Annotated in this window: 19 protein-coding genes and 1 pseudogene; 10 read left to right on the forward strand and 10 right to left on the reverse strand. The window is 38.2% G+C overall.

Going from position 1 to position 23443, the window contains the following annotated elements; genetic code table 11:
• Window positions 1-148 precede the first annotated feature (148 nt).
• From ACTWJ7_RS36255 to ACTWJ7_RS36285, 7 genes are all read right to left on the reverse strand, one after another.
• Window positions 149-3418, reverse strand: coding sequence for a CD3337/EF1877 family mobilome membrane protein (locus ACTWJ7_RS36255; RefSeq protein ID WP_443146715.1), 3270 nt, complete (start codon window positions 3416-3418; stop codon window positions 149-151).
• Window positions 3403-5481 carry an ATP-binding protein gene (locus ACTWJ7_RS36260; protein WP_443146716.1) on the reverse strand — a complete coding sequence of 693 codons (2079 nt, stop codon included), beginning with the start codon at window positions 5479-5481 and terminating at the stop codon, window positions 3403-3405. The genes ACTWJ7_RS36255 and ACTWJ7_RS36260 overlap by 16 nt, the downstream gene beginning before the upstream one ends.
• The gene (locus ACTWJ7_RS36265) at window positions 5400-5918 is read right to left on the reverse strand and encodes a TcpE family conjugal transfer membrane protein (RefSeq protein WP_443146717.1); all 519 of its coding nucleotides are present in this window, start codon (window positions 5916-5918) and stop codon (window positions 5400-5402) included. The genes ACTWJ7_RS36260 and ACTWJ7_RS36265 overlap by 82 nt, the downstream gene beginning before the upstream one ends.
• Before the next feature lie 10 nt (window positions 5919-5928).
• Window positions 5929-6225, reverse strand: coding sequence for a hypothetical protein (locus ACTWJ7_RS36270; protein WP_443146718.1), 297 nt, complete (start codon window positions 6223-6225; stop codon window positions 5929-5931).
• Window positions 6226-6243: 18 nt separating this feature from the next.
• Entirely contained in the window at window positions 6244-7278 is a 1035-nt protein-coding gene (locus ACTWJ7_RS36275) for a conjugal transfer protein (RefSeq protein WP_443146719.1), read from the reverse strand.
• A gap of 90 nt (window positions 7279-7368) precedes the next feature.
• Window positions 7369-7758: a hypothetical protein gene (locus tag ACTWJ7_RS36280; protein WP_443146720.1), complete on the reverse strand. Its 390-nt coding sequence runs from the start codon at window positions 7756-7758 to the stop codon at window positions 7369-7371.
• Window positions 7759-8089: 331 nt separating this feature from the next.
• Complete coding sequence (locus ACTWJ7_RS36285) at window positions 8090-9070, reverse strand: replication-relaxation family protein (protein ID WP_443146721.1); 981 nt, start codon at window positions 9068-9070, stop codon at window positions 8090-8092.
• A 541-nt stretch (window positions 9071-9611) separates the two neighbouring features.
• Between ACTWJ7_RS36285 and ACTWJ7_RS36290 the strand changes: the two genes are divergently transcribed.
• The 4 genes from ACTWJ7_RS36290 (at window position 9612) to ACTWJ7_RS36305 (ending at window position 14576) form a co-directional block, all read left to right on the forward strand.
• Window positions 9612-10961, forward strand: a complete 1350-nt coding sequence (locus tag ACTWJ7_RS36290; protein ID WP_443146722.1) for a ParM/StbA family protein — start codon at window positions 9612-9614, stop codon at window positions 10959-10961.
• 40 nt (window positions 10962-11001) lie between these two features.
• Complete coding sequence (locus ACTWJ7_RS36295; RefSeq protein WP_443146723.1) at window positions 11002-11601, forward strand: hypothetical protein; 600 nt, start codon at window positions 11002-11004, stop codon at window positions 11599-11601.
• 612 nt (window positions 11602-12213) lie between these two features.
• Window positions 12214-12669: a hypothetical protein gene (locus ACTWJ7_RS36300; protein WP_443146724.1), complete on the forward strand. Its 456-nt coding sequence runs from the start codon at window positions 12214-12216 to the stop codon at window positions 12667-12669.
• Window positions 12670-13571: 902 nt separating this feature from the next.
• A complete protein-coding gene (locus ACTWJ7_RS36305; protein ID WP_443146725.1) occupies window positions 13572-14576 on the forward strand; it encodes a hypothetical protein in 1005 nt (334 codons plus the stop codon).
• A gap of 53 nt (window positions 14577-14629) precedes the next feature.
• Here ACTWJ7_RS36305 and ACTWJ7_RS36310 read toward each other — a convergent pair.
• Window positions 14630-15812, reverse strand: a pseudogene (locus ACTWJ7_RS36310) (helix-turn-helix domain-containing protein); the annotation flags it as partial.
• Window positions 15813-15987: 175 nt separating this feature from the next.
• Here ACTWJ7_RS36310 and ACTWJ7_RS36315 point away from each other — a divergent pair.
• Together ACTWJ7_RS36315 and ACTWJ7_RS36320 are read left to right on the forward strand one after the other, a co-directional pair.
• On the forward strand, window positions 15988-17868 hold the full coding sequence (locus ACTWJ7_RS36315) for a type IV secretory system conjugative DNA transfer family protein (protein ID WP_443146726.1): 1881 nt from the start codon (window positions 15988-15990) through the stop codon (window positions 17866-17868).
• Between the two features lie 68 nt (window positions 17869-17936).
• On the forward strand, window positions 17937-18425 hold the full coding sequence (locus ACTWJ7_RS36320; protein WP_443146727.1) for a hypothetical protein: 489 nt from the start codon (window positions 17937-17939) through the stop codon (window positions 18423-18425).
• Between the two features lie 12 nt (window positions 18426-18437).
• Here ACTWJ7_RS36320 and ACTWJ7_RS36325 read toward each other — a convergent pair whose 3' ends face one another.
• Together ACTWJ7_RS36325 and ACTWJ7_RS36330 are read right to left on the reverse strand one after the other, a co-directional pair.
• Window positions 18438-18761: a hypothetical protein gene (locus ACTWJ7_RS36325; RefSeq protein ID WP_443146728.1), complete on the reverse strand. Its 324-nt coding sequence runs from the start codon at window positions 18759-18761 to the stop codon at window positions 18438-18440.
• Window positions 18762-19555: 794 nt separating this feature from the next.
• The gene (locus ACTWJ7_RS36330; RefSeq protein WP_443146729.1) at window positions 19556-20206 is read right to left on the reverse strand and encodes a LytTR family transcriptional regulator DNA-binding domain-containing protein; all 651 of its coding nucleotides are present in this window, start codon (window positions 20204-20206) and stop codon (window positions 19556-19558) included.
• A gap of 257 nt (window positions 20207-20463) precedes the next feature.
• Here ACTWJ7_RS36330 and ACTWJ7_RS36335 point away from each other — a divergent pair, with 257 nt between their 5' ends.
• The 4 genes from ACTWJ7_RS36335 to ACTWJ7_RS36350 all read left to right on the forward strand — a co-directional run bounded on the left by ACTWJ7_RS36335 (window position 20464) and on the right by ACTWJ7_RS36350 (window position 23431).
• Window positions 20464-21015 (forward strand): hypothetical protein, encoded by a 552-nt coding sequence (locus ACTWJ7_RS36335; protein WP_443146730.1) that lies wholly within the window; start codon window positions 20464-20466, stop codon window positions 21013-21015.
• Between the two features lie 164 nt (window positions 21016-21179).
• Window positions 21180-21656 carry a hypothetical protein gene (locus tag ACTWJ7_RS36340; RefSeq protein WP_443146731.1) on the forward strand — a complete coding sequence of 159 codons (477 nt, stop codon included), beginning with the start codon at window positions 21180-21182 and terminating at the stop codon, window positions 21654-21656.
• Between the two features lies 1 nt (window position 21657).
• A complete protein-coding gene (locus ACTWJ7_RS36345; protein WP_443146732.1) occupies window positions 21658-22515 on the forward strand; it encodes a 30S ribosomal protein S1 in 858 nt (285 codons plus the stop codon).
• Window positions 22516-22528: 13 nt separating this feature from the next.
• Window positions 22529-23431 carry a replication-relaxation family protein gene (locus ACTWJ7_RS36350; RefSeq protein WP_443146733.1) on the forward strand — a complete coding sequence of 301 codons (903 nt, stop codon included), beginning with the start codon at window positions 22529-22531 and terminating at the stop codon, window positions 23429-23431.
• The last annotated feature ends 12 nt before the right edge of the window (window positions 23432-23443 follow it).

The raw sequence follows: 23443 nt of genomic DNA on the forward strand, positions 1-23443 counted from the left end.
TAAGTATCCCCTTCGTTACCAAATCCTTTACTTTTTTCTGGACCTTCTGCTTAACCTTTCGCTTCAAGTGCTCTTTGAGCATGTCCGCAGTATTACTTGTATTACCAGTACTAGGTAACAGTGTGATCACGTCCTCAAAATAACTAGATTAACTTGTAGAACCGGAGTTGTTCTGCTGGCTAATCGTCTGCTTCCTAGCAGTACGTGCCTTGTTTTGTACTTGTTTCGATAGACTCTCAGCGGCATTGCTAACTGTAGCAACCTGGCGAGAACGCTGCATCGTTTTAAGATGTTTAAGTTCATCTTGCAATCCACTGCTGACTTCGGTGGATATTTTCTCCTTCATTTTGATCGCTACCTGTTGGTTGGTTTCCGTATTGATTTCTAACCGGAGATCATCAGCGTTCATGACGGTCTTCAGTTTTTGTTTGGAGTCATCCATTTGAGTTTTCAATGCTTTGTTATTAAAGTTGACTGACTTAGGACTCATCTTCGTATCCACGGTCGGTTTAACATTCAGTAACACAGCTGCCTTCTGATCCAGCGTTTGCGTTTGGCTCGTTATCCGGCTATCCGGCATAGGTGGCATCTTAGATAAAACAGCTTTTGTGTTAACTGGGGCAGCAGTACGTACCTGAGGTCCGGGTGCTACGATGCCATCTTTAGGTGCGTTGATTTTACTGAACGCTTCGTTAGCTTTAAGCAGCTGCATTTTGTATTTTTTAAATTCATCCATACCTTCGAATTTGGAGGCAATGGAAATGCGTCCAGAGCGGACGAGCATGGTGTCATTGATCATCTGATTCGTTTTCAAGCCCGATGCTTTAAATCGCGAATCCATTTCTTTTACGAAATCCGTATGTTGAACGGGCTGATCCGTCATATTTGCTGTATCTACAGCTTGCTTATAATCCACTTTGTACCGGTCAAAGAGTTGGATCATTGTAAAGTCATCGACTGCTGTCTGCAGCTTCCGATTACGATTCAATGTCTTCGCTCTTTCCATCTGATCTACAGCACGTTTAGGACGTTGGACCATGAATGTAGATGCCTGACGAATGGCATTTTCGTTCCCATAAATCGTAGCAGCCACTTCCTGGTCATTCATGCCTTCATGCACACCTTGGGTTAAGATAGCCTGTTTGACATTGCCACCATCATCCTTGATGTCTTTAAGACGTCCCTTCTCTTCTTTCCATTCTTTGTCCATACCGCGGAAGGGACTTGTGGTGCCATTGCGTAAGTTGTCGTTAACCTTCTGAACAAACGGGGTGTACTGTGCAGGTTCGCCGTATTCAGTAGCAATCTCTTCAGAAGCCTGCTTTTCCCGTTGATAACGGAGCATCATGCTTGCTGACGTTGCATCGTTTAGGTTATTGTCTGCTTTCGTAATCGAGCTAGGGTTAAAGCTACGTGGAACCCCCTCATGTTCTCTCCGGTTAAACAAACCGCTTACTTTATTGGTAGCGCCGTTGTAGAGGGAGCGTGTGATATTCCGTTGCACACTATCCACGATCGTTGATTTAGGTTTTGGCATTGCGGGAATAACACCTGTTGCTTTGCTAAATACGCTCGTGATTTCATCACGATATTTAAACACGAGGAATACCGCTATAGCTTCAAATATCATTCCAGTGAACCAGCCCCTACCTCCCTTCACTGCCACAGCCTCATAGACCAAATGACCGAATACAAGCGAGAAATTAAAGAATATCATGGTCATTGTTGTCATCATGAGTAAACCAATGAGCTTGATGAACTGACTTCGTATTACGGAAAATCCAGCCTCACGCCCTGGGAAGAGTGCACCAAGCAAGGTGATAGACATGAATGAAGAGTGAATCAATGTTTTAAACCTCATGAAAATCGTTGCTATGGCCCAAAAACAGAAGAAACCCAGAATAAACAATGAAAACGCGAGATTTACTAAGACAATAATCATTTGAGAAGCTGATCGCTCTTGCTCCACTTTTGGATACTTTGTAGCAGCTTCTTTCAGAGCGTCTTCCCGTTCATCCGAGAAGGATTCAGTGGTGAGCACCTTGTCCAGAACTTGGGGGTCCTTCTCTGCAATTTGGCTGTCATCGAATTGCAACATGGTATACGGGCGAATAACCAGCTCCTGCCACACTTGCTCCGAGATGACCGTAACGCCTTCTTTCGAATCCGTTTTAAGTCCAGTCGTCTTGGCGAGAGAGATATAAATCGTATTTCCTATGTCTCCTACAAGACTATTAGCAAACTTCAGGAAGGGACCCGCGTTAGCAAAAAATGCGAGGGAGATGACTAATGCCATAACAAACGTAAATGCCTGTGAGAAACCATCCAAGAAGCGACCTCTCACCATCAATATCGCAATATAGCACCCGGTGATTGTGGCAAGCATACCTCCCAAACTGTCCCAAAAACTCCCTTTAGTGATGCTGCCTCCACTAATGCCGGTTACACTTTTAATAATGTCTGCTACGGCATCAATGAGCTGGTCCATTAGACTGAAAGTAAAAGCTTCTCTGGCAATGAAGTTAAAGAATCTAGCGATTTGCACATTTGCTAGGAATAACATGGACAAGCCATGGTCAAAAGCGCGAACAATCCCGTCTTGAGCCTTGTCACCTACTTGCCAGAAGTGGCGGTCTTTAGCGACGGTTTGAAAAGAATAATGCGAAACACCGTACTTGTTATAGTTGGTATTGGCCGTATCATCTTTGGGAATCATCTCATCGAGAGAGTCTGCATATGCTACGTGACTGGTAAGGATACTCCCCAAAAGCATAAATATAACTAAACATAACGTCATCCATCTTCGACCCTGATTGGGCTGATTAAGCTGGTTCTTTATCCGTTGTATCATCATCCAAGGAGTCCCCTCCTTGCTATATTGTTCTTCATAATAGTTTTGGAAATTTTGAAGAACCGAGAACTCGTTTTCCTCGTTCTCCTCATTCGCAGCATCTGACTCTGCAGGTGGCCGTGTATCGAAGCAATCAAACAGATGTTGGAATACCACATCGATATAAACAAGGCCGATTCGACCATACAAATCTTGCATCAGACATTGACCGTTTTCCAAGTTCTTGATCATATCGATATTCTGCTGGGTATGCTCTAAGCCAAAATACGAAAGTGTATTTTTGATCTTGGTATTGTCCTGATCACGGAACGCAAATTTAATTCCGATGTTACCTGCCAAGTCTCCTGCCATATCCGTCGCATTTTGAGTGATGAACACGGCACCACCATTCAATGAACGACCTGTACGAACAATCATATCTGCGAGTGCTTTACCTGCTTGTGTGCCTAGCAAGGCCCAGGCTTCATCCATCAAGACAAATTTAAAGATGGATATGTTGTGATAGATAAACTTATGGGCGAACCGTGCAATCGCAAACATGAGTGCAACGCTCATTTTTTCGTCCAATGAGTAGTTATCCGGAGACTTCTCGGGGACGGCATCTTCAGGTTCTGAATTTGCAATATATTAATTGCATAATCCAATTTGATCGTTGCTTCTCCACCAGTACCGAATAACAACTTGGCGAAAGATAACGTTTCAAAACTTTCAAGAATCTCAGCTAGTACTTTTGCGGGCGGTCGCGTCAACCCCATTTCATAAAGCGCGGGGATGGCCTTGGCTAGATACGGCTCGGGAGCATTTGCTACTTTATTTACTGCTTGGGAGATATAACTGTACTCCACACTATTGGTTTTGGTAGATGACAAGTAAGCGAGAATCTCAACCGCTGCTTCTTTTGCGGTTTCAATATCATCTAACATGACAAACGGGTCTAATTTACCCATGTCTTCTTTGGCAGAGGACAATGTAGCTACTTGAATTTGTCCAGCCAGTTCAGGAAGATCGTCTGGCCAATTAGAACGCTCGCCTTTGGGATCAAAAATGAGTGTTTTCCCACCAAGGACAGCCGCATTTTGATAGCCCAGAAGGTTTGCCGCCATGGATTTACCACCGCCAAGTGTTCCGGTAAGAGACATACTTGGACTGCGGTTCTCTTGGCTGGCGTTCGCTGGATCAAGATAGACAGGACGATCAAGCGGACCTGTAGTACCGATGTAAAGCCCTTTTCCATCTCCCAGTTCTTGCGTAGCACCCACCATACCGGATGCTAACATTTCTGGGGGGATCCGCTGAATGTAATCTGACACGTACCGAGGAGATCCTGGTATAAAATCATTAAATAAGAGCCACTGATCTCCACTGGGAAGCTCAACATGAATGTTTCCAAAGTCTCTGTAGTGATCCTGTAGGATGGATACATTACTTTTGAGTAGATCCAGGTTGGTATGATAGAGCCCATAGGTTACATGAGTGATGAATGTTGGATTTTTCCGTTTCTTATACTCATCCTCTAGATACATGGCATTTTCTTGTTTCTCCTGCAGGTCCATAGGCACACTGGCGTTGGCTTCTTGTATGTTTTTGACCTGGTTATCTATATCCATTCGTTTACGAGCCAGTTTTTTGAGTGCGTCGCGTGCTTCCAGAACGTCGACCTTTATACTCATCGAGACAGGGAAAGGAAGTGTGGCCGCACTATATAGCCATTCGCTTCCTGGCATGTCCAGATTATCTGGTAACTCAGAGAGAGCTAAGTATGCGTGATAAATTTGTTTATCTGTACCTTCATGTAATTGTGTAATCCCCACTCGTCGTGGATGAGATGTATCAATATCAGCTTCCGTGAGAGTAAGTACTTGCCTTGAATCGTAGAAGAATGAAGGTTTAACGGCTTTATTGCCTTTGCTCTTTTTAGGAGACCAGTTTTCACTTTCCGTAGAACGTAGAGGTGGATCGGCAATACCCCACCAGAAGTTCCGCTTAATTAACCACTCCGTTGTTTGTTCTGTTCCTCTTTTGACTTTCATCCTACGAGATAGGCGATCAAAGATCTGTCTCTCTTTCACCTGATAACTTTGAAATTCGTATTCAAAGATCTCAGGTTCATTCAGTCCAGAGAGGTTTTCAATAGCTCGTTTCGGGTGAAGTACTAATTTTTTTAGCTCCGTTACCATAGAGCCAAGTTGGTCAACGAGGTCTTTTGCGTCACTTTTGGGGAGATAAACAACCAGAAATGCTTTGTAATCGGCATTGTTCACCCCTTCAACAGAGTTGTAGTTAGAACTGAGGTAATCTTCCATCTGATGAATAATGCCGATGGAATTCTTCTTTAGGGGGCCAGATACTCGTTTTTGGCGAAGTCTCTCATGGTGCTGATGTATGTCATGCGTTTTAGGAAGCCATAAGATATGAAACTTATCGGTTAACATACCGAGTGAAGCAGTTTGTGTGATAAGACGGTCAATCTTTTGCTGATCGCTAAGATGGTCGTATATATATGGGTTGAGCTCATAGATAGCCCATACTTCTTTATTGTGATTGAATATTAGATTCTGCTCGAAGTAAGCAATAGGAAATTCAATTTTAACTTTGCTCGGTTTTTTCTGTACTTCCCCAAGTGTTGCCAAGATTTTTCACTCCTTGTAAAGAAAAGAGTGTGCCTAGGCACTCTCTTCTTCTTTCTGTATGCTCTGTATGCGATTTTACTGGTATATACGTAGCGCTTGTTGTGCTCAACTTTACGGTACCTATGTAAATGCTTTGGGCGTAACCAATAGAAGATCATGCCCAGCAGCCATTTATGTGGGGCTTTGCCGTCAAGTTTTTGTTTGGCAATTAACCAGGCAGAGACTCCGGGTAGAAAAGCATACGTATACACACCTGGTATAAAGAAGAGGATTTTTCCTAGTAGCGACCAGAAGATAAAGCATGCAACAAAAATCCCTACTAACCTTAAATTTGCCGGTATGGGAAGTTTCTTCCCTTCAATCGCATATATGACCCAATCTAGATTCCATATCTTCGTGTAATTCGAGACAGTAATTCTGGGGATTCTTTTTATCACTCATCGAGGCTTAACCGAATATAGCTTTCCAGAGAGTATTGGCCAGATTCTTCATTTCAGTCCAATTCAGAATCATAGCTATCACTAGAATGATCCCAACGAAGCTAAGTAGTTTCATCCAATCTCTAGTGAAAAAAAAGAACAAGGCACTTATTAGAATAACACCTGGGATTAATGCACCGAGGTTGGTTTGTAACCATGTATTGGCTTTAACGCCTGGATCACTCGCAAACACGGGCAAAGCAAACATCAGACTTGAAAAAATGATTAATGAAACACGTGATAATAGTTTTTTATTTAAGCGCATGAAATGTGCTCCTCTCGACTATTCAGTTGAAGTAGTTGGATCTGAAGGGGATGCTCCAATTGTGGTATCCTCTTCAAGGGTTTCGCTTGCTACAGGTTGTTTATCTTGTTGATCGTTCTGATCGCCAATTGAAATGACATACATACGATTATCTTTTTCAATTACATTTAGGATCCATAAGTTTGTGAAAATTTCTCCGATATCGCTCTTCACGAGCACTGATGCTTCGATTCGTATATAGGGGGGCATAGTCTCTGTGCTTTTCATTTGGTACAAAGACACATTCTCCACCTTGTTCATCTCAAATTCAGATGCAGTTAGGTGTGAAGGTGCATTTTTGATATCGTCGTAGAAGTACTTGATTTGACTCACATTTCCTTCAAAGTACGAGGTAAGGAAACTGTTAGCCAATTCGTTTGCTCGTTCAATCTGTTCCGTATCTGAGATAAAGTCACCTTGCTCAGAGGGTAAGGATTCTCCCTTTTGCTGATTTGCTACAAAGCGGGGATAGTTATCAATAACAAAACCTTTGGGGGTAGAAGATACAGGAACCACCATATAAGTCTGCTTGATTACCTTTCCTTTTTTATCCTTTGTTGCGACTGATTCAGAAGCGGAATCAAGGTCCACTTCACGGCGAACATTCAATGTAATCTCAAATGAAGCATCGTTAATTTGGCTTGTATCATAAACCTCAACGGATTGTACATGGGATGTACCCTTAACCTCATAAGGTTTTAATCCAGCATCTGCATCGATCCCACTTATGAATTTTTTGAGCCTTTCTGTACGGTCATTTACATCGTTAATTGACCATGTGAAATATTCAGTAGCAAAATCACTTGCAAATCCTTTTATCCCATCTGTGATCGCGGGCTCACTGGAACCCATGTTTGTAACCTTTTCGATTACCCTTGTACCTTGTGTGAATGAAACGACACCTTTAAAGATGATAAATAGAACAAACATCCAAAACACGAATCGAATGAAGGCTTTACCCGAAGTGCGTTTAGGTGAACTAGGTTTAATCGACTTATCTTTAGCCTTCTTCACTTTAGGGGAATCATCTTTTAAATCGTCATCATCAGATTCATGTGACTTCTTTTTTTAAGAAAACCCAATGGAGTAGCACCTTCCTAACTATTAACGATTTTTGTTGCTCTTGTTGTTTCTGTTCCCTGTTGATAGAACACCGACTAGAAAAACGCCGACCCCCAAGAGTATGAGTGCATGTTTCGTATCAAATTCCATGAACCACTTTCCGGTACTCTTGAGTTTATCCATTATCCCAGGAACGGTACCCACGACCACCTCAGTAGCTTGATCAATCACCTTCTCCACTTTTTCATGTGATTCATCTCGATTGGATTCTTTCGGTGGGGTTGGTGCAGATTCTTCAACCTTCGCAGGTGGCGGGACTGCTTCTGGCACAGGTGTATTGTGAGTGCTCGGTGTGCGTATTAATAGCACTGCAGCTGTCAAAATGACCAGTAGGCTGATACTGATTAATACGATTTTCTTGTTTTTGCTCAATAGCAAATCACCCCCATTCAATTCTAATTAGTTAATCAATCAATATACTAACATAATAACTAATTGATTAATATACTAAATTGGCATAGGGTTTCATGCTTAATTTCATTGTGAGCTTCCGCATTGTGTTGGTGCTTCAGGTTATTGGTGTGGGAGGATTAACGTGATGAAGTAAAAATCAAATGGACTTTGCTTTTTACATGTGTACGCAAGGATATTGATTACGAGGGGATTTGTGAAAAGTAAAACTAAAAGGCCTCTCCCCTACTAGGGGAAAGGCCATACAGATACATTTCAAATTTCATGACAAATGCGGTTGGATTAACTAAGGCTATTGAGATGTTGAAAAAGTTGAATACGCAGATATGACATCCCCGATACTTCTTCCTGTTAAAACTCTGCTGTTGATACCGAATACGGTTTGAGCTGCATTTTCGATATTAGTAAGACGCTTGTTGTAGATTGCATTTGGAACAATAAATGCGATGATGCCGTCACGGATGATTTTGTTAGATGTAAGTTTCATCACGTCTCGGTAACGTTCTAATTTTTTCTCAATAGAAACTTGATCCGTGTGAAATGGTGATCGTTGAATTGGCTCAGTGGAGCGATCCAGTTCAACGAAAAACACTTGCTGTCCGATCCTTAACACAGCATCGGGTCGAATTGATATCGTATCATTGTCGCTATACACGGATAAAGACGGATACCAATCCCAGTCATGATATTGCTTTAAGTCTGGGTCTTGATTCATCCACTTGTAACGTAAATCTAAATATACCTTACCTAGTTCCCAGAAATGATCCTTTTTTGCACGTTCCATATCAAGATCATTTTTAGAAAGACGATTCTCCTCTAAGATCCCTTTTTTGATTTCGACTATCTTAAGACCACGACTGCTTAAATAATACCAAGTAACTCCTAAGATCTTCGAAGTTCTCCTGTGTGAAGGTTTATCAGATGAATTAGGGTCGTAAGTAGAGTACTCCAGTAATCCACGAGCTTTGAAGCGTTTTACTGTCCTTCTAAGCCTAGTTATAGCTCTGTTTTCATTTTTTTGTTCCAATTCCCTTTGTTCTTGCCCTGTTGCGCTACCATATTCGGGATAATGATATTCAGGTGTATCTAAAAAATAGTTACTTAACAGGGTTTGCTGTGGCATACATCGACACATGTACAAATCAGTGAGCATCTCCCAATCTCTGTCGGTTAGAAGATCGATAGTCTCTCCGAGTGTATATTCGGATGAGTCTTTTTTCCTTTTTCTTTCGGCTGAACTATCTGGTTTTAGTTTACTCTTGCTAGTGTTCATTACCTCTCCTTTCTAAACCTTGAATCTGAGCCATGAGTGGTTTGGGTTGATTGGATTGTATTATACGGTGTTAGTCGCGATTTGTTCAAGTTATCAATTCCTGATACAGCAATACTTTGAGGGTTATGCTGCTTAAGTTATTACTTCAGCTAATTTATTGACATAGAAACATTTGAATATCATTACGTACGACATTTCTTAAGTGCGACATAAAGCATTACAAAATTCCTTACTATAACCGTGACATAAATCAGACTATATAATGAATTAGTATGCTCTTCTCCTGATATGGATGGACAGGTTCAGGTATAGCTGAATATATTCGAATTAATACAGTTTCCAGGTCAGCGGATAAATCCGGATATCTACGGATTTATCCGTGTATTCAGTTCAATGATTATAATTCAATTATAATCGTATATATATAAAGTAGTAATACAATTGATATTCAATTGTATATAAGGTTGACTCCGATTATAAAAGAATATAAACTGATGAAGTGATGTGATAACTACAAGAGGTTATTAAGGAGGAATTTTATATGACGAAGAAATACACAATGTCAGTAGGGAATGATATAGGCAATAGTGAAGCAGATGTTTATATTGATGGTAAGTTGGTAAGACAACCAAATGTCTTTTCCTCAATTGGACAACTCCCTTGGAAAGACGATGATATCGATGTACAGAAAAATCTAAAAAACATATTTGATAATTTGGTTGTATCTATTATCTCTCCAGCTGTTCCTACAGGAATGTACACTATTGGAAATCATGCCCTAAAAACGAATGGGGAAAATGTAACCAGTCTATACGTTAAAGGAAACGGTTCGAAAGCCGATCAACTTGTACCATACATAAATACCTTGGCACTAATTGCGGCAAGAGCCGTGCAAAAAGCGTACAGTGAAAATGACAACCTTAACGAGGCGATTGAAGTAGAAGCTGATATGGCAGCTGCATTACCAGTTAAACAATGTTCGCCTACCAATACCATGAAATTACGTCAAAAATTTATGTTGGGTTTTCATCTCGTAACTGTACATTTAGGTCTTACAAAGAGCGTTACTGTTAAGATTCAATTTCATTATGTACATGTTTTACAAGAGGGAACCGCTGTTGTTTTTGCTCTTCAAATGAATTCAAATGGCGACTGGAGAACAACTTCGTATAATGCAGACGAAGTGGAAACTGAAGATACCAATCTTCCTGGTATGTTTGATGAGTTTGCAAAAATATATGAACTCGGAGACATAGATGGAAGTTACTTCGAAGGGAAAAACCTAATGCACCTCGATATGGGAGACGGTACTGCAGATTCCCCTTTAACACGAGGCGATGCCGTTGACAACGATTTTGGAGATGGCATTAATAACGGGGTTGGACATGCCATTACTGCTGCGATTCCGGATCTACTTACTTTGGCACCTTATGCTTTCAATTCAATTACACGTCAACAATATAGTGAAATTCTTAAGAGCCAACGTTCAAATAAAAAACATAAGTTTTTAAATGAAGCTTTACAGGCGTTTAATCCTCACTGTGATAATCAAGCTAATCAAATTTTACACCACTCAAACGATCAAATTCTAAAGATTGGAGCAAACGACATTGATATTGTAGTAGCGTATGGTGGTGGGAGCATTCTAATGAAACCGATGATCTATAATAAGTTGAAGGCTATTTGCGACAACACTAGAATACAGCTTTTCTATGTTCCTGCGGAATATGCTGTTACTTTGAATGGTGAAGGGCTTGATTATTTTGTGAAAAGCCCAATTTATGAGGCTCTAAAAATGAAATTCTTATCTTCTCCTGAGTATGTTTCAATGAAGAAAGTAGAAGAAAATAAGAAATCAGCGGTAAAGCAAACTGCTAGCACAAAGGAATAACTAAATACAAAATTTCTGATTGGGAAGGAGGTAATTACTTGTGAGAAAAACTGATGCACAGAGAGGGAAAGCGGCGGTGCTAAAGTTAAAAGAAGACGAAGAGCAACTTGTGCTAGATTGGATAAATGCACAGTCAGTCTATGCTGATTCAATGAGGTATCTAATCCAAAAGGAAATCGCTGAGAATGGCATAAGAAACCTACAACTTTATATTCCCAGGATACGAGACATTGAAACTATAAAGACGTTGCTTCCTTCAGATAACGTTAGACCAACAACCATGAGTGTACCGACTTCAGCTGTAATATCACACCAAGAGAAACCAACTGAAGTAATTGTGAAGAAGGAGACAAATAGTACTACTAGTGAACAGATCCCCCCTCTTTCTGCTCCTCTCCATGCAGGTGTAATCGATGGAGAGCCTGAGAATAAATCTGATCTTGGCAGTAGTCTTGCTTCAGATTCTAACGTTAGCATTGTGAAATCAGAATACGTTACGGATACTCAATCAACAAGTAAGCCGGCGAATCCTTCTTCCCCGGAAGAAGAGCTAAAAAAACATTCGATGCGAGTACTATCAGCTCATATCAATAAACTTAATTGGCAGCATTATTTAATGAATACAACTGTCTCAAGGTGATCTGTTCCAGACTATTATGCTGGAGCCAGGTCGCCTTTTTTATTAATTTCATTTTTAGTGCCTGATTGATAAATGAACAAACAAGCAGTTAGTTCTTCAGTTTTTATTGAGAGTAAAGTGAGAGTTCACACTACTACAGAATCTCCATTCACGTGAAGGGTTTTAATAATAGCTGTGAAAACTTTTTGGTGCATACCCTCCCCTTCATATGACAATACTCCCCTATGGACGGAACATGTACTAAGTACGGTAAAGGGTACTCAAGGAAGGTCAACAACATTGATGATTGCATCGTCCATAAGGAAGAAGAGCCGGTGTATCTTTAGACCATATATTGAATATTAAGTTGTATGTGCTCGGCATGCGGCTTCTCCCTTCGATCCGTGTGAGATCCTTGCAGCTCCATAGCACCCACGGGCGTAGATCATAACCAGGATGGCACGGCCGTCCTTTTGTTCGTCTCCGGAAGTATCAATGATCGCTAGGCACGCATCAAGAGCCCCCGTAAACTGAGGCCTAGGTATTAGAGTCATACGCTTTAGTTTGTATATTTTTCAAATTACAACCAAACCATACCTATTGTTAACAAAATAAATAACAGGAGGCTTTTTTATGAAACAAGCTACAAAAACAGCACAGTTGCTTAATACAAAAATTGATACAGTTTTGCAGCGTGGGACTTTATCGAAAGAAACAATGACAAGCAAAACTTCACACCTATTTCCCGATCCACATATCCTTCACGATCTTGATAATCAGCTGGATTTAGCTCGGATAGATGGGCATCACATTACCATTCGGGACGATGGAACATGCGAAAGCTATTTTAAAGTAACATCGTTAGGTGCAACTCCAGTTACAGCGAGATTGATTTACGAGTTTATTGACAGTAATAATAGCACCATTGGAAGATGGGATGCAGGAAAGTTTCCTGTAGATTGCGGCGTTATGAATCAGCAAAATAACCCAAGTGGAAATTATAACGGGAGCCTTTACGATCGCATCGTAGCTGTCGAGTGCCCTGTTCCGGGTACATGGGTATGGTGTGATGGTGGGAACGACGAATGAATCCGGACGAGATCCGCGTAGCTTCATAGCGCCATAGGTGCAGCTCACACCTCAGGACGGCCTACTGCCGTTCTTTTGTTCGTCTCCAGAAGTATCGAGCGCCAGGCATGCACCATGAGCGCCCATAAGCTGAAGCCCTGGCAACTGGTACGCGGCTGCTCCCTCCGACCCAGACGAGATCCGGGTGCTAAATTGGAGTTGTCTAAAAGCACCTCATCTAACCATTATGTAATCTTTCATAAGATAAGTGTACCGTATCGCAGAATCGACTTGGGTATGCGTTATATGTTGCCTTATATCGTACAAAAGTCTATTGGTTTCTTTCATGCTGATTCAAGTTTTGCAATCTTTAGTTCTAAGTGCTTTGTGATCCTAATCAAGGTGTTTTTGTTCTGACATTGAGTGACGATATGAGTTCTTAATTCACTAGCCCTCTTCTCAATAATCTCTTAGTCAAAAATCTGATTCTGCTAATTTTGAAGTGAATGTAACATTTGATAATGGAGTAATACATTAATTGTTATTAGATTATAATAATATATCAATATAATTATAATCTAATAACACCTCTATGAGTATTCAATCAAGTGGGTTCCTGAATAAATGATGGTTATTCAGCTTTATTCAGTCGAGTGATCATTCGTATTAGTGCGAATATATCCGGATTTACTCGTACTAATACGTTTAAATCCGGATTTCTTTGATTTCAGCACAGATAAGTGGTTGTATTCAGGCTTATACTCTCATTGTTTAATCTGGATTAATACAGATTAATTCGTATTAATTCGTAATAGTCAGGATTAATTCGAATTAAAAATAAGTGTGTAAGGCTGTATAAACATCGCTTATTCAGTTATAATTAGTGAAATAGAGTTTCAATTTGATTGAAGCGGGTGGTAATAATGAAGGATATCGATGAGGTACTTACAAAAGAAGAAATTGAAGAAGCAAAAAGAGATGAAATGAGAGAATTACTTATAGAAGCCTTTGATGACAAATCACTACTGTATGAGATTTATAAAAAAAGAGGTTGGTTAGAACGTTTGTTCACGGACAAGATTCTTTCTATGGATAGAGAAGCATTATACACCTCGAACCAAGTTGCAGAGTTATGTGAGACACATAACTACGTAATAAAAAATAAAAGACGAGAGTTGCTAGAGTATGTGAATCCAACTCAAATGGGCGAAGGAAACAGTAAAACATACAAACACAACTATATTTCTGTTTTTAAAATGAAGATGATCCATGGACTTACAGGAGAAGGCTCCGAGTACACTCTGCCACAACTGAAAGAGATCATTACTGGTACTGTCGCTAGAACGTCATCAACTCAACAAGGTGAAAACAATAATAACGAACTATTACTTCAAATCTACAAAAAACTAGAAAGATTTGAACAGTTCGAGGAAATGATTAAATCAAATGAATTTTTTGAGGACATTGAGAAAAAGGTGAGGACATCTTCTGAAAAATACTTGTTAGCTGACGCAAATAAAGACCAGGAAGCGAAAGAAGCAGCTGTAGATATATACGAAAGAATAGTATCACCTAATACTTCAATAGCTGATAAAGAACTTATTTGGATTGAATACAATGCTTTAGAAAGCAAGTATCCTAATCATGCTTATACAATCAAACTATATAAAACAGCTGCAGAGGAAAAAATTATAAGATTTAAACAAGATGAAAAAGAATTACAGATCCTTGACCTCAAGCAAAAGGTCAATAATCTATTTGGGGAATACGACGCTGCTAGAAATGAATCTGAAAGAGAGACAGTCAGAGCTAAAATTCGTAATGTGGCCAGTGATCATCCGGAACTTAGTTTCGAAATTAGAATGTGGTTATCTACGGCTGGTCAACAAAAGAAAGGTTTTTTTAAACGACTATTTTCTTCAAACTAATGAAAAGCAGTCTCAAAATGAAGTGACCCCTTAAAGTTAGACAAATATTTTTATGCAACTTGTTTGGCATGAGCTCGGTATTGTACCGGGCTCATGCCTTTTAATTTTGACTTGATGCGTTTGTGATTGTAGTAATCCATGTATCGTTCTAGTTCTTGCTTGAAGTGATCTACACTTTCAAACTCATGAAGATAAAGAAACTCTGACTTCATAATGCCAAAGAAGTTCTCCATTACTGCGTTATCGTAACAATTCCCTTTGCGTGACATGCTCTGGGTAATCGCTTGTTTCTTTAAAGCCTGTCGATACTGCTTCATCTGGTAGTGCCAGCCTTGATCCGAATGCAGGAGGAGCTCATCTTCGCTGGATAAGCGTTTAAAGGCTTTATTTAGCATTTCGGAGACTAATGAATACGTAGGGCGAGACCCTACTGTGTAAGTGATAATTTCACTGTTAAACAAGTCCATAACAGGTGATAAATAAAGCTTTTCTCCAAACAACTTGAATTCCGTAATATCGGTGACCCATTTCTCATTTGGTTTTTTCGCTTGAAAATTACGATCGAGTACGTTAGGTGCAATTTTACCTACGGTTCCTTTATAGGAACGATATTTTTTCATGCGTACCACAGATTTCAAGCCGAGAAGGTACTACGTGGGACTTCAGCGAACGCTAGCAATGCAACCACCGGGAATTCAAGCCTTAATTCATAGACTACTTGTGCTTTGTCTTGTTTGGTGATTTTTCCTTGTTTTGAACTAAGGCATTCAACTTTTTTAAGTAGGCGTTTTCCATTCGCAAACGTTCTAATTCAGCTTGTAGAGCTTCAAGTGATCCCTCGGCAGGCTCTTTCTTTTTAAGCCCTTTTTTATTCTTATCAGTCATACGATGACGCCCCTTTATCTTTGGTTTTAGGGCGTCGATTCCATTTTCATTGAACTGACTACGCCATCTTCGAATAACCCCTGGAGAAGAGATATTGAAAATGACAGCTGCTTCATTTGGAGACGTCCCATTTTCGTTCATATAGTTGAGTACGTCTAGTTTATATGGAAGGGAGTAAGCTGTATAGGTTTTTTCAAAAGCTTTTATACCGTGATATTCGTATTGCTTGATCCACATACGCAGAACTTCATGATTAATTCCTAAGGATTTCGCAATGCTTTTAATCCCTTCATTTCCTGATAAGTGTTGATGAATAGCTTCTATCTTCAAGTCTAAATTAAATTTCGACAAAAAAAACTGCACCTCCAATTGCTAGATAGTGTCTAACAATTGGGGTGCAGTTCAAAAGGGAGACTGCTTTTTTGTGCTTGAATTAGCAAACATGATACCAGTCAAAATAATCATGACACCTCCACTCTAATATAGTAATATATTAATCAATATATGAGTGAGTGGGGGAGTCAGTTTGAAATACATTGGTTTGGTCTTCGGAGGTATCTTATCTGTAATTGGTCATATGATTGGCTTTGTTTTTAAAAACATATACATATCAGTCCGTAGATTTTCAATGGATCCGGCAAATAAAAATTCACTATGGAACGCGCAAGCAGTACTATTTCTAGCAATGTTACTGTTATGTTTCTTTTGGCTGGTAGCTAAGTACCAGGATCTCTGGTACGGTTCGTCTCCAGTTTTTTATAGAGCGATCCCTTTGTTGTTGTCGTGTTTTCTTGGGCACATAATATATTCAAGTCCTTTAATGTTCAGAAACGCTTATGCTAAGCCAATTATTCAAACATTTCTTAATACCTTAAGTGCTCTCGCATTAGGTCATATACTAATTAAGTTTCTACCTAGTGGAATAGGAATATTAGTTGCCTTCATTACAGTGATCACCGTAACCATATTTACGCTGTACTTTATGCTGAAAATTAAGATTAATGGGACAATATTCACTAAATTAACTTCATTGGTGGAAGAAGTGGAAGTACGGAAAGTACCGGTTAAACAAGAAGGTTCATTGTTAAATATGATTCTAAGAAAAGATAAAGTTACTAAAGAAGAACTGTATGAATTTGATGGAATTGACCTGAATGCTAAGGGATGTTTATCGCATCTCCGATATTATTCTGAAGAATGTACTTTAGAATTGTTTTATACTCAGCCGACTAAAGAGAGGCAAAGTCAGTTAGTCACTTTAACTCGAAAGGATAGGGCTCAACATGGTCAGACCTTAGGTGGTACCGGGTCTGGTAAAACCCTACTTGCAACAACCCTGATCGTTCAAGACTTGCTTAACGATTACATAGGAACCACGATCATAGAACCTAAAGGTTCACTTATAAATAATTTAGCAAATTTTATGGATAGAATTGGTAGACCTTATCACAGATTAGATGCTGAATATGAATTCACAAGTTGTCTGAACCCTATGTACGTTCCAGAGGGGTCCGACATAGAACCAATGATTGAAGCAAACGTATCTGCCTATCATGGATATCTAGGTGCTGATGCAGTTCAATACTTTAAGAGTAGAACAACACAATTACTACGTGTCTGTATGAAAGCTTTAAAATTCGTTTATGGGAATGATTGTACATATAATGAATTAGATCGGCTTGTACAGCCTATGAATGATGATTTTAGAGTTGAAGTACTATCAGAGATTAGCCGACTAGGTCTTGAAAGCCAGGTACCGTTATTAAGAGAATATACTCGTAATATGGCAGGTAGTCAGAAAATGCAGGAACACGCGCAGCAAACGTATTCCAACTTATATGACTACTTAACTGAACTTACGAGCAATAAGTATATTCAACGTATTTTTTGTGGGCCATCAACCTTCAACCTAGATGAGGCATTAGAGCGTGGCGAAGTCATCCTAGTCAATGGAGCGTATGGTACTCTTCAAACACTGACTTACACAGTAGGACGGTTATTCTTGAACTTATTACGAGCAAGCACATTTAGAAGAAATCTAAAAGGAGAAATTAGAGCTCATCAATTAAGAGTGGATGAAATTGAAATGTTTGCGGATGAAGAGTTCAGCACCTTTATGGAAATGGCTCGTGAATTTGAAGTTTTTGTTGATGTAATACATCAGGGAAATGAACAGCTCACAGATGTTAGTAAACGATTAGGTGCCATGGTCAAGCAAAACGCTGTGCAGAAGTTTATCTTAGCTGGATTAGAGAATGAAGATGCAGACTACGTAGCAGATATGATAGGTGAGAAATATGTAATCGGACAAAGTAGTGGGACAGATGAAATGTCCACAAGTGGTTTCAAAACCCAAATTAAAGAAGAAAAAGATACATCGTTGAACCAACAACGATTAAATCTCTGAAGGGTTTTAACACTGAAACCGGAGAAGCTGGCGAGGTATTATTTAGAGGAGTTCACAATAATGAACGCTTGGATCCGGTTATAGGGATACTATTACCGTTACCAAAAGTATTATTTAGTAAACTTTCAACTACTGAAAGTTTAGTTGTAGAGGAAGAGCACAAAGATGTTAGTGAACCTGATTCCAATGAAGTGGTGGTTGTAACACAAGAAACTGATCACGATGCAAAAAATGATAAATTGGCCAAAATTAAAGAAAAGGCAGCGGCAAAAAAAGGAATTATGCAGCAGACAGAACATATTGAGATAACAAAGGAAGAGCATATCTTAGAGGAGAATGAGAAACCATTAGTGGTGAGGAATACATTTTGGGACAGTCCTGCAGAAGAACCAGTTCAAATAGAAGAAAAGCAAAAAGAGCTAGAACAAATACTCCCGCAAACTAAGGTGAGATTTGCTCCAGCTTCAATAGATGAGACAACTTTAAGATTAGCTGAAAGAATTAGACAAACTGCTGAGGATAAACGTTTGAACAAAGGGAGTAGTGAATCGGAGTAAAACTCCAATTCGCTACTCCCATTTTTCTTCGTTAAGGGTTAAGAATAAGTCGTTATACTCACTAAAGCAAACTTTACCTAATGGAGTTAAACTATAAAGTTTCTGACGTCCACTTGAGCTATAAGAAACTAAGCCTAGTGACTCAACCCAGACCAGGGCTGCGTTCAATTCACCTCTACGAACGCGAGCATTTAATGAAAGATCTTCTTTATTATAGTCTTGTTTTGATAGGGTTTCAATTATAAGCTTAGTAGCATTAGGGAGTTTCGAAATCATATCTTTAAGATAAACATGAAGTGGAGAATTTAAATCATAATTGTTTTCTGAGCCGGCCATAATAACAACCCTTTCTATTCATAAATATTATAACTCATATATTAACACATATTCTAATTAAACAATATATATATAACTAATCGGATACATATATATCACTAAAATTGAAAAGTACTAAGTTGTGAAGAAAAGGATAAAATATACTTTTTAATGTTTGGGTGAGATAAACAAGGAGGAGACTATGCACATACAATTTCTACTCACTTATATTAATTATGCTTTTGAATGCGCGACTTTATTACTATTAGGCATCAGATTTTTTGACATAGGTAAAGTGAAATTATTCAAATATATTATTGGATCTATAGCTTTGACTCTTATTTTAGTTCTTATTAATGAATTAGGTTTTAAGAAAGGATATGCAGAATTGCTTCTTGTAATTTCGATAACCACTGTCTATGTGATTATCTTTAAGATAAAACTAGTCTATGCTTTAATTGTAGCCATTTTTTTAAAACAAATACGTTTTATGTTTTCCGCAGTAATACAAATGGCTTTACCAGACATGAATATAGGAGCAACTGGCAGTATAACCTCAATAATTATTTTCGCTTTGACTATTGTAATTATAAGATATCGCATAACGTTCACCTATTTAAGGAGTGAATATATATATCATAAGAATATAGAAATGTTAACATACTCTTCTTTAACATTATTCGTTTTTGATATTATGGTGAGAACAAATTTCATCAATAATTCAATCCTGGGTACTCTTGTCGTTGCTTTTACATGTATAATAATGGTTTTAGTTATTTCAGTTCGTTTAGAATTCTCCAGGTAAAGGCAGTTACTCAGTTAAAATATTTCGTATTATTCGGATGAAGGGGGGGCTCACTCTTCATTTTTTTTACATTCTCATTATTTTTATTTATTGCATTTAAAATTGTTTTATTGAGTTTTGAAGCACGTATCCAACTAATTGATACAAAATGTCCGTCTTTCTGCTCATTAAAATATAGTTTTAATGATTTTTTATCGAATACTTTTATTTTTTTTAGGTTTGCATATAATCCACTCTGAACCCTCAGAAACTCATTATTTTCTAATTGTTCCTCGAATTTTATGAAATCATGAAGACTAAGTCTTTCAGTGAGTACACGTGACTTTTCTTGGTGATAAATAATTCTATTGTCAGTTCCTACCTCTAGATATAAAACATTCTCAAAATTAAGTTCAATAAATTCAAATGTAGCTAGTTTCTCTGAGGTTGAGACATGACCAGCTATTTGCATTAGTTCATTGAATGAGGCGGTATAAGCACTTGCAAATTTTTGAAGTGTTTGAGGCCTAGGGATTATTGCATTTCCGATTGTATTGTTGTCTCCTAATTCTACATCACGAATATAGCCATGACTCAAACTTGTTCTCTTTGCAGCTTCTCGAAGAGAATAACCACAGGACAATCTTAAATACTCGAGATATTTTCCGATAGGAAGATCCATTAAAAAAAGCTCCTTTATTGATTTTCGTGTTATGTATTATTTTCCCACATTAAGTTCATTATAATAGAATTCTCACACGAATAAAGATATATATGGTAACTACTCAATTAATGATTCACATATACAGCAAGTGATTTATTTGAATTCTAATCAGATTATAATTAAATATTGATTAAATTATAATCCTATAATAATTATCTTGGATATTTAGGGGAACCATATTATACTAAAAGAAAGGAATAAAAGGGGGAAAGGTTATGCACCATTTTTTTGATCCTTCCATAAAACCAATTGTTGTTACAGATCTATCTGATGAAATCATTGCTGTGAGAACGTTTGGACTGGAGCATTATGGCTACCCGAATTTGATAATGTATGAAGTTATTAGAGACTATGAAACACTTTTTTATATGATATTAGATAGCATTTTTTCACTTGAGTTTGACATTCAAAAAATTTTTATGTTTAACAACAATGAAGTGAAATTCACCTTAGATGAACAAAACAATGCAATTATAACTATGAGTAAACAGAGTGAAGTGAAGATAACTACATATAGAGACCCATTCTCACAAGAGATCGTTAAACATAAAACTAAAGGACTATTTGAATTATTTGGGCTACCGGAGGTTGAAATTAGTGGTACAGAAAATGAAGGAATAGAAATACTGGCCTATGTCGTTGACGAATTAAAGTCTGGAACGGTCATTGACGATTCAACTTCAATTGAAATCGAGGGGAATTATTACGAGTTGACGACACGTAGTGACCGATTTCGGAAACACCTTTTTGGAGATCTTAAAGATTGAATTTGTTGAATTAAAGCAGCAGTATAGACAGAAAAATAGAATAAAAATGAAAGAAGGACTGAGAAGAATAAAATAAGTTCTTCTTTTTTTGATTCAATATAGTAATATATCAGTATATTAATTAACATATTAACTAATCAAATAATTAGGAAGGGAGAACTAGTTTGGGACATGACACACTCATTGAGGAATTGGACTTCATATTGACCCATCCAATGTGTGGTACGAGGAACTTGGAATCATTCTACAATAATTGTTTATTCTCTTATGAGATTGTGCCTTTAATTGTTATCGTGAATCATATACAGTCCAAAAGGCCCGATTTGCTCACACAGTGGTCCAAGGAGAATGATCTAATACATAAAGTCACCAACGAATTAGATTTCAACCTTCCATCAGATACCAAAACCAAATCTGTAATAACTGTAGAAACTGATCTGCGTGCAAAAGAACCTAACAGTAACGGTTATTACTTTGTTGATTGGAATTCTAGTATGGAATATGAGCAAATTGATCTGTGCTTCAAAACAAAAAAAATTATGGTCACTTGCAAAACCTATGGTGAACTACTTTTAGTCGGTTTGGTTAAAACAGGAGAAAATAAATATGGTTTGTACTTAAAGTTAAAAGGAGAGAGCTAATATGAATAATTTACTTGAGGGAAATTCGATGAATCCGGATCCAATGAGAGAATATGAAGTATCACTAAGAAGAAAACAAATTCATCAAGGTGTCGTTCATGCTGTTGAAAATCATGCACCTTTCGGAAAAAATATGCAGTGTGCAATCGTTAAGCTGAATAACGGCCTGAAAGGCTTGATTCATGCAGAACAATTTGACACAGTTAAATATAGATCATTAGTCGGCTTTATAGATCACAAAATTGATTACATGGTTCTGGATGTTGCAAAACAAGGTCTTGATCCGAAATTAGAAGTCTTTAATAAAGAAACAGGAATTGTTTTATTATCTCGTGTTCAAGCTCTTGAAGAGCTCCAAGAAGAATTTTGGGAGACCGCAGATATAGATCATATTTGTCCTGCTACGGTTACTGGTTTTGAGGACGAACGTCTTTATGTAATGATAAAAGGGGTAAGCTGTGTCTTACCAATACAAGACTATGAATACGACTGGACAGTATCGGGAAAAAATCTGATCCCGTTAGGTAGTCAATTGACTGTAAAAATTAAGCATATTGACAGAGAAAAAAAGCAAGTAAGAGTAACAAGAAAAGAATTATTGGAGGACCCATGGGAGAGAGTTAGAGAAAACTTTAAAGTTGGAGATTTTCATCGTGCGACAATCACGAGTGTAGTAGAGAATGTGGGTATATTTGTTAAACTTGCTCCTGGTGTTGAATCAATTGCGTGGTTCCCTAATCGCGTTCCATCTCATGGGCAGTTAGTCGGCAAAACAGTTTCAGTCATGATTAAAAACATTAAAGCCGAAGACAGACGAATGCGTACAAAAATTGTCCACTTTCCACACGAAATACTTTAAGGGGGGAACTTGATTGGAACATCTGGTATCTCCTTTAACTAATTCTCCACCACAAGTGGTTCATATTTATCCTCTACTCGATGATCCGTATGCTCATATTACTCAATTAGGTGAATTAACAAAACATAACTATCACTACATCTTGAAAAAAATTGAGCATGGCTGGATTACAGACCGGGATATAGAAATTGTGAACTTTGTATCCGTACATCGATGGGTTACGCTATCTCAAATTTTTAAAATCTTCTTCCCTGATGTTGAGCGTGAGGAGACAGTTCGTAATCGTATACGAAAAATGATGAAATATGGTCTATTGAGAAAGATCGAATGGTCAAGTTATTCGAAAGGATCTGTAGGAAGACCAAGTTTCTACGAAATTGGTGCAAGTGGGGCGGATATATTGAAATTTAGATTCGGTGCCTTTTTGGGCCATCGTGATCCAAGAAATCCCAAACCCACGACCATGCTTTTTCGAATGAAGTACATAGCCACCAATGAGTTGTATCTTCAGTTGAGAGAGCATTTTAAATTGGTACATTTTGAATTTCATCCAATCCTTAAGCTACAAGAAGAACAACAAGTTCCTACCGCTAAATTTACTTTGATTAATCCTGTAGGCAAAGAAATGTCCTTCATTCTATTATGTCATCGTGAGGAAGAAAAATGGCTCAAAACAATTCGTTATCAAGCCATGTTCTATAAACAGTATTTAAAAAATAGTGAAGGTAGCAGTATTATGATCGTTCATGTATCTACAACTGACAAAGCCAACTTGGTTAGTAAAATATTTGAACAAGAAGGATTATCTACTGTTTGGTTTGTAACCGATGAAGATTTGTTTGACAAAGATATGGTTCTAACAAAAAGTTTCTTTTTCTTCAGTAATGGAGAAAAGGTTTACTACGATCTGCAATAATGCTGAAAATAG

The organism is Paenibacillus sp. 1A_MP2 (assembly GCF_052244825.1).
Taxonomy (GTDB): Bacteria; Bacillota; Bacilli; order Paenibacillales; family Paenibacillaceae; genus Paenibacillus; species Paenibacillus vandeheii.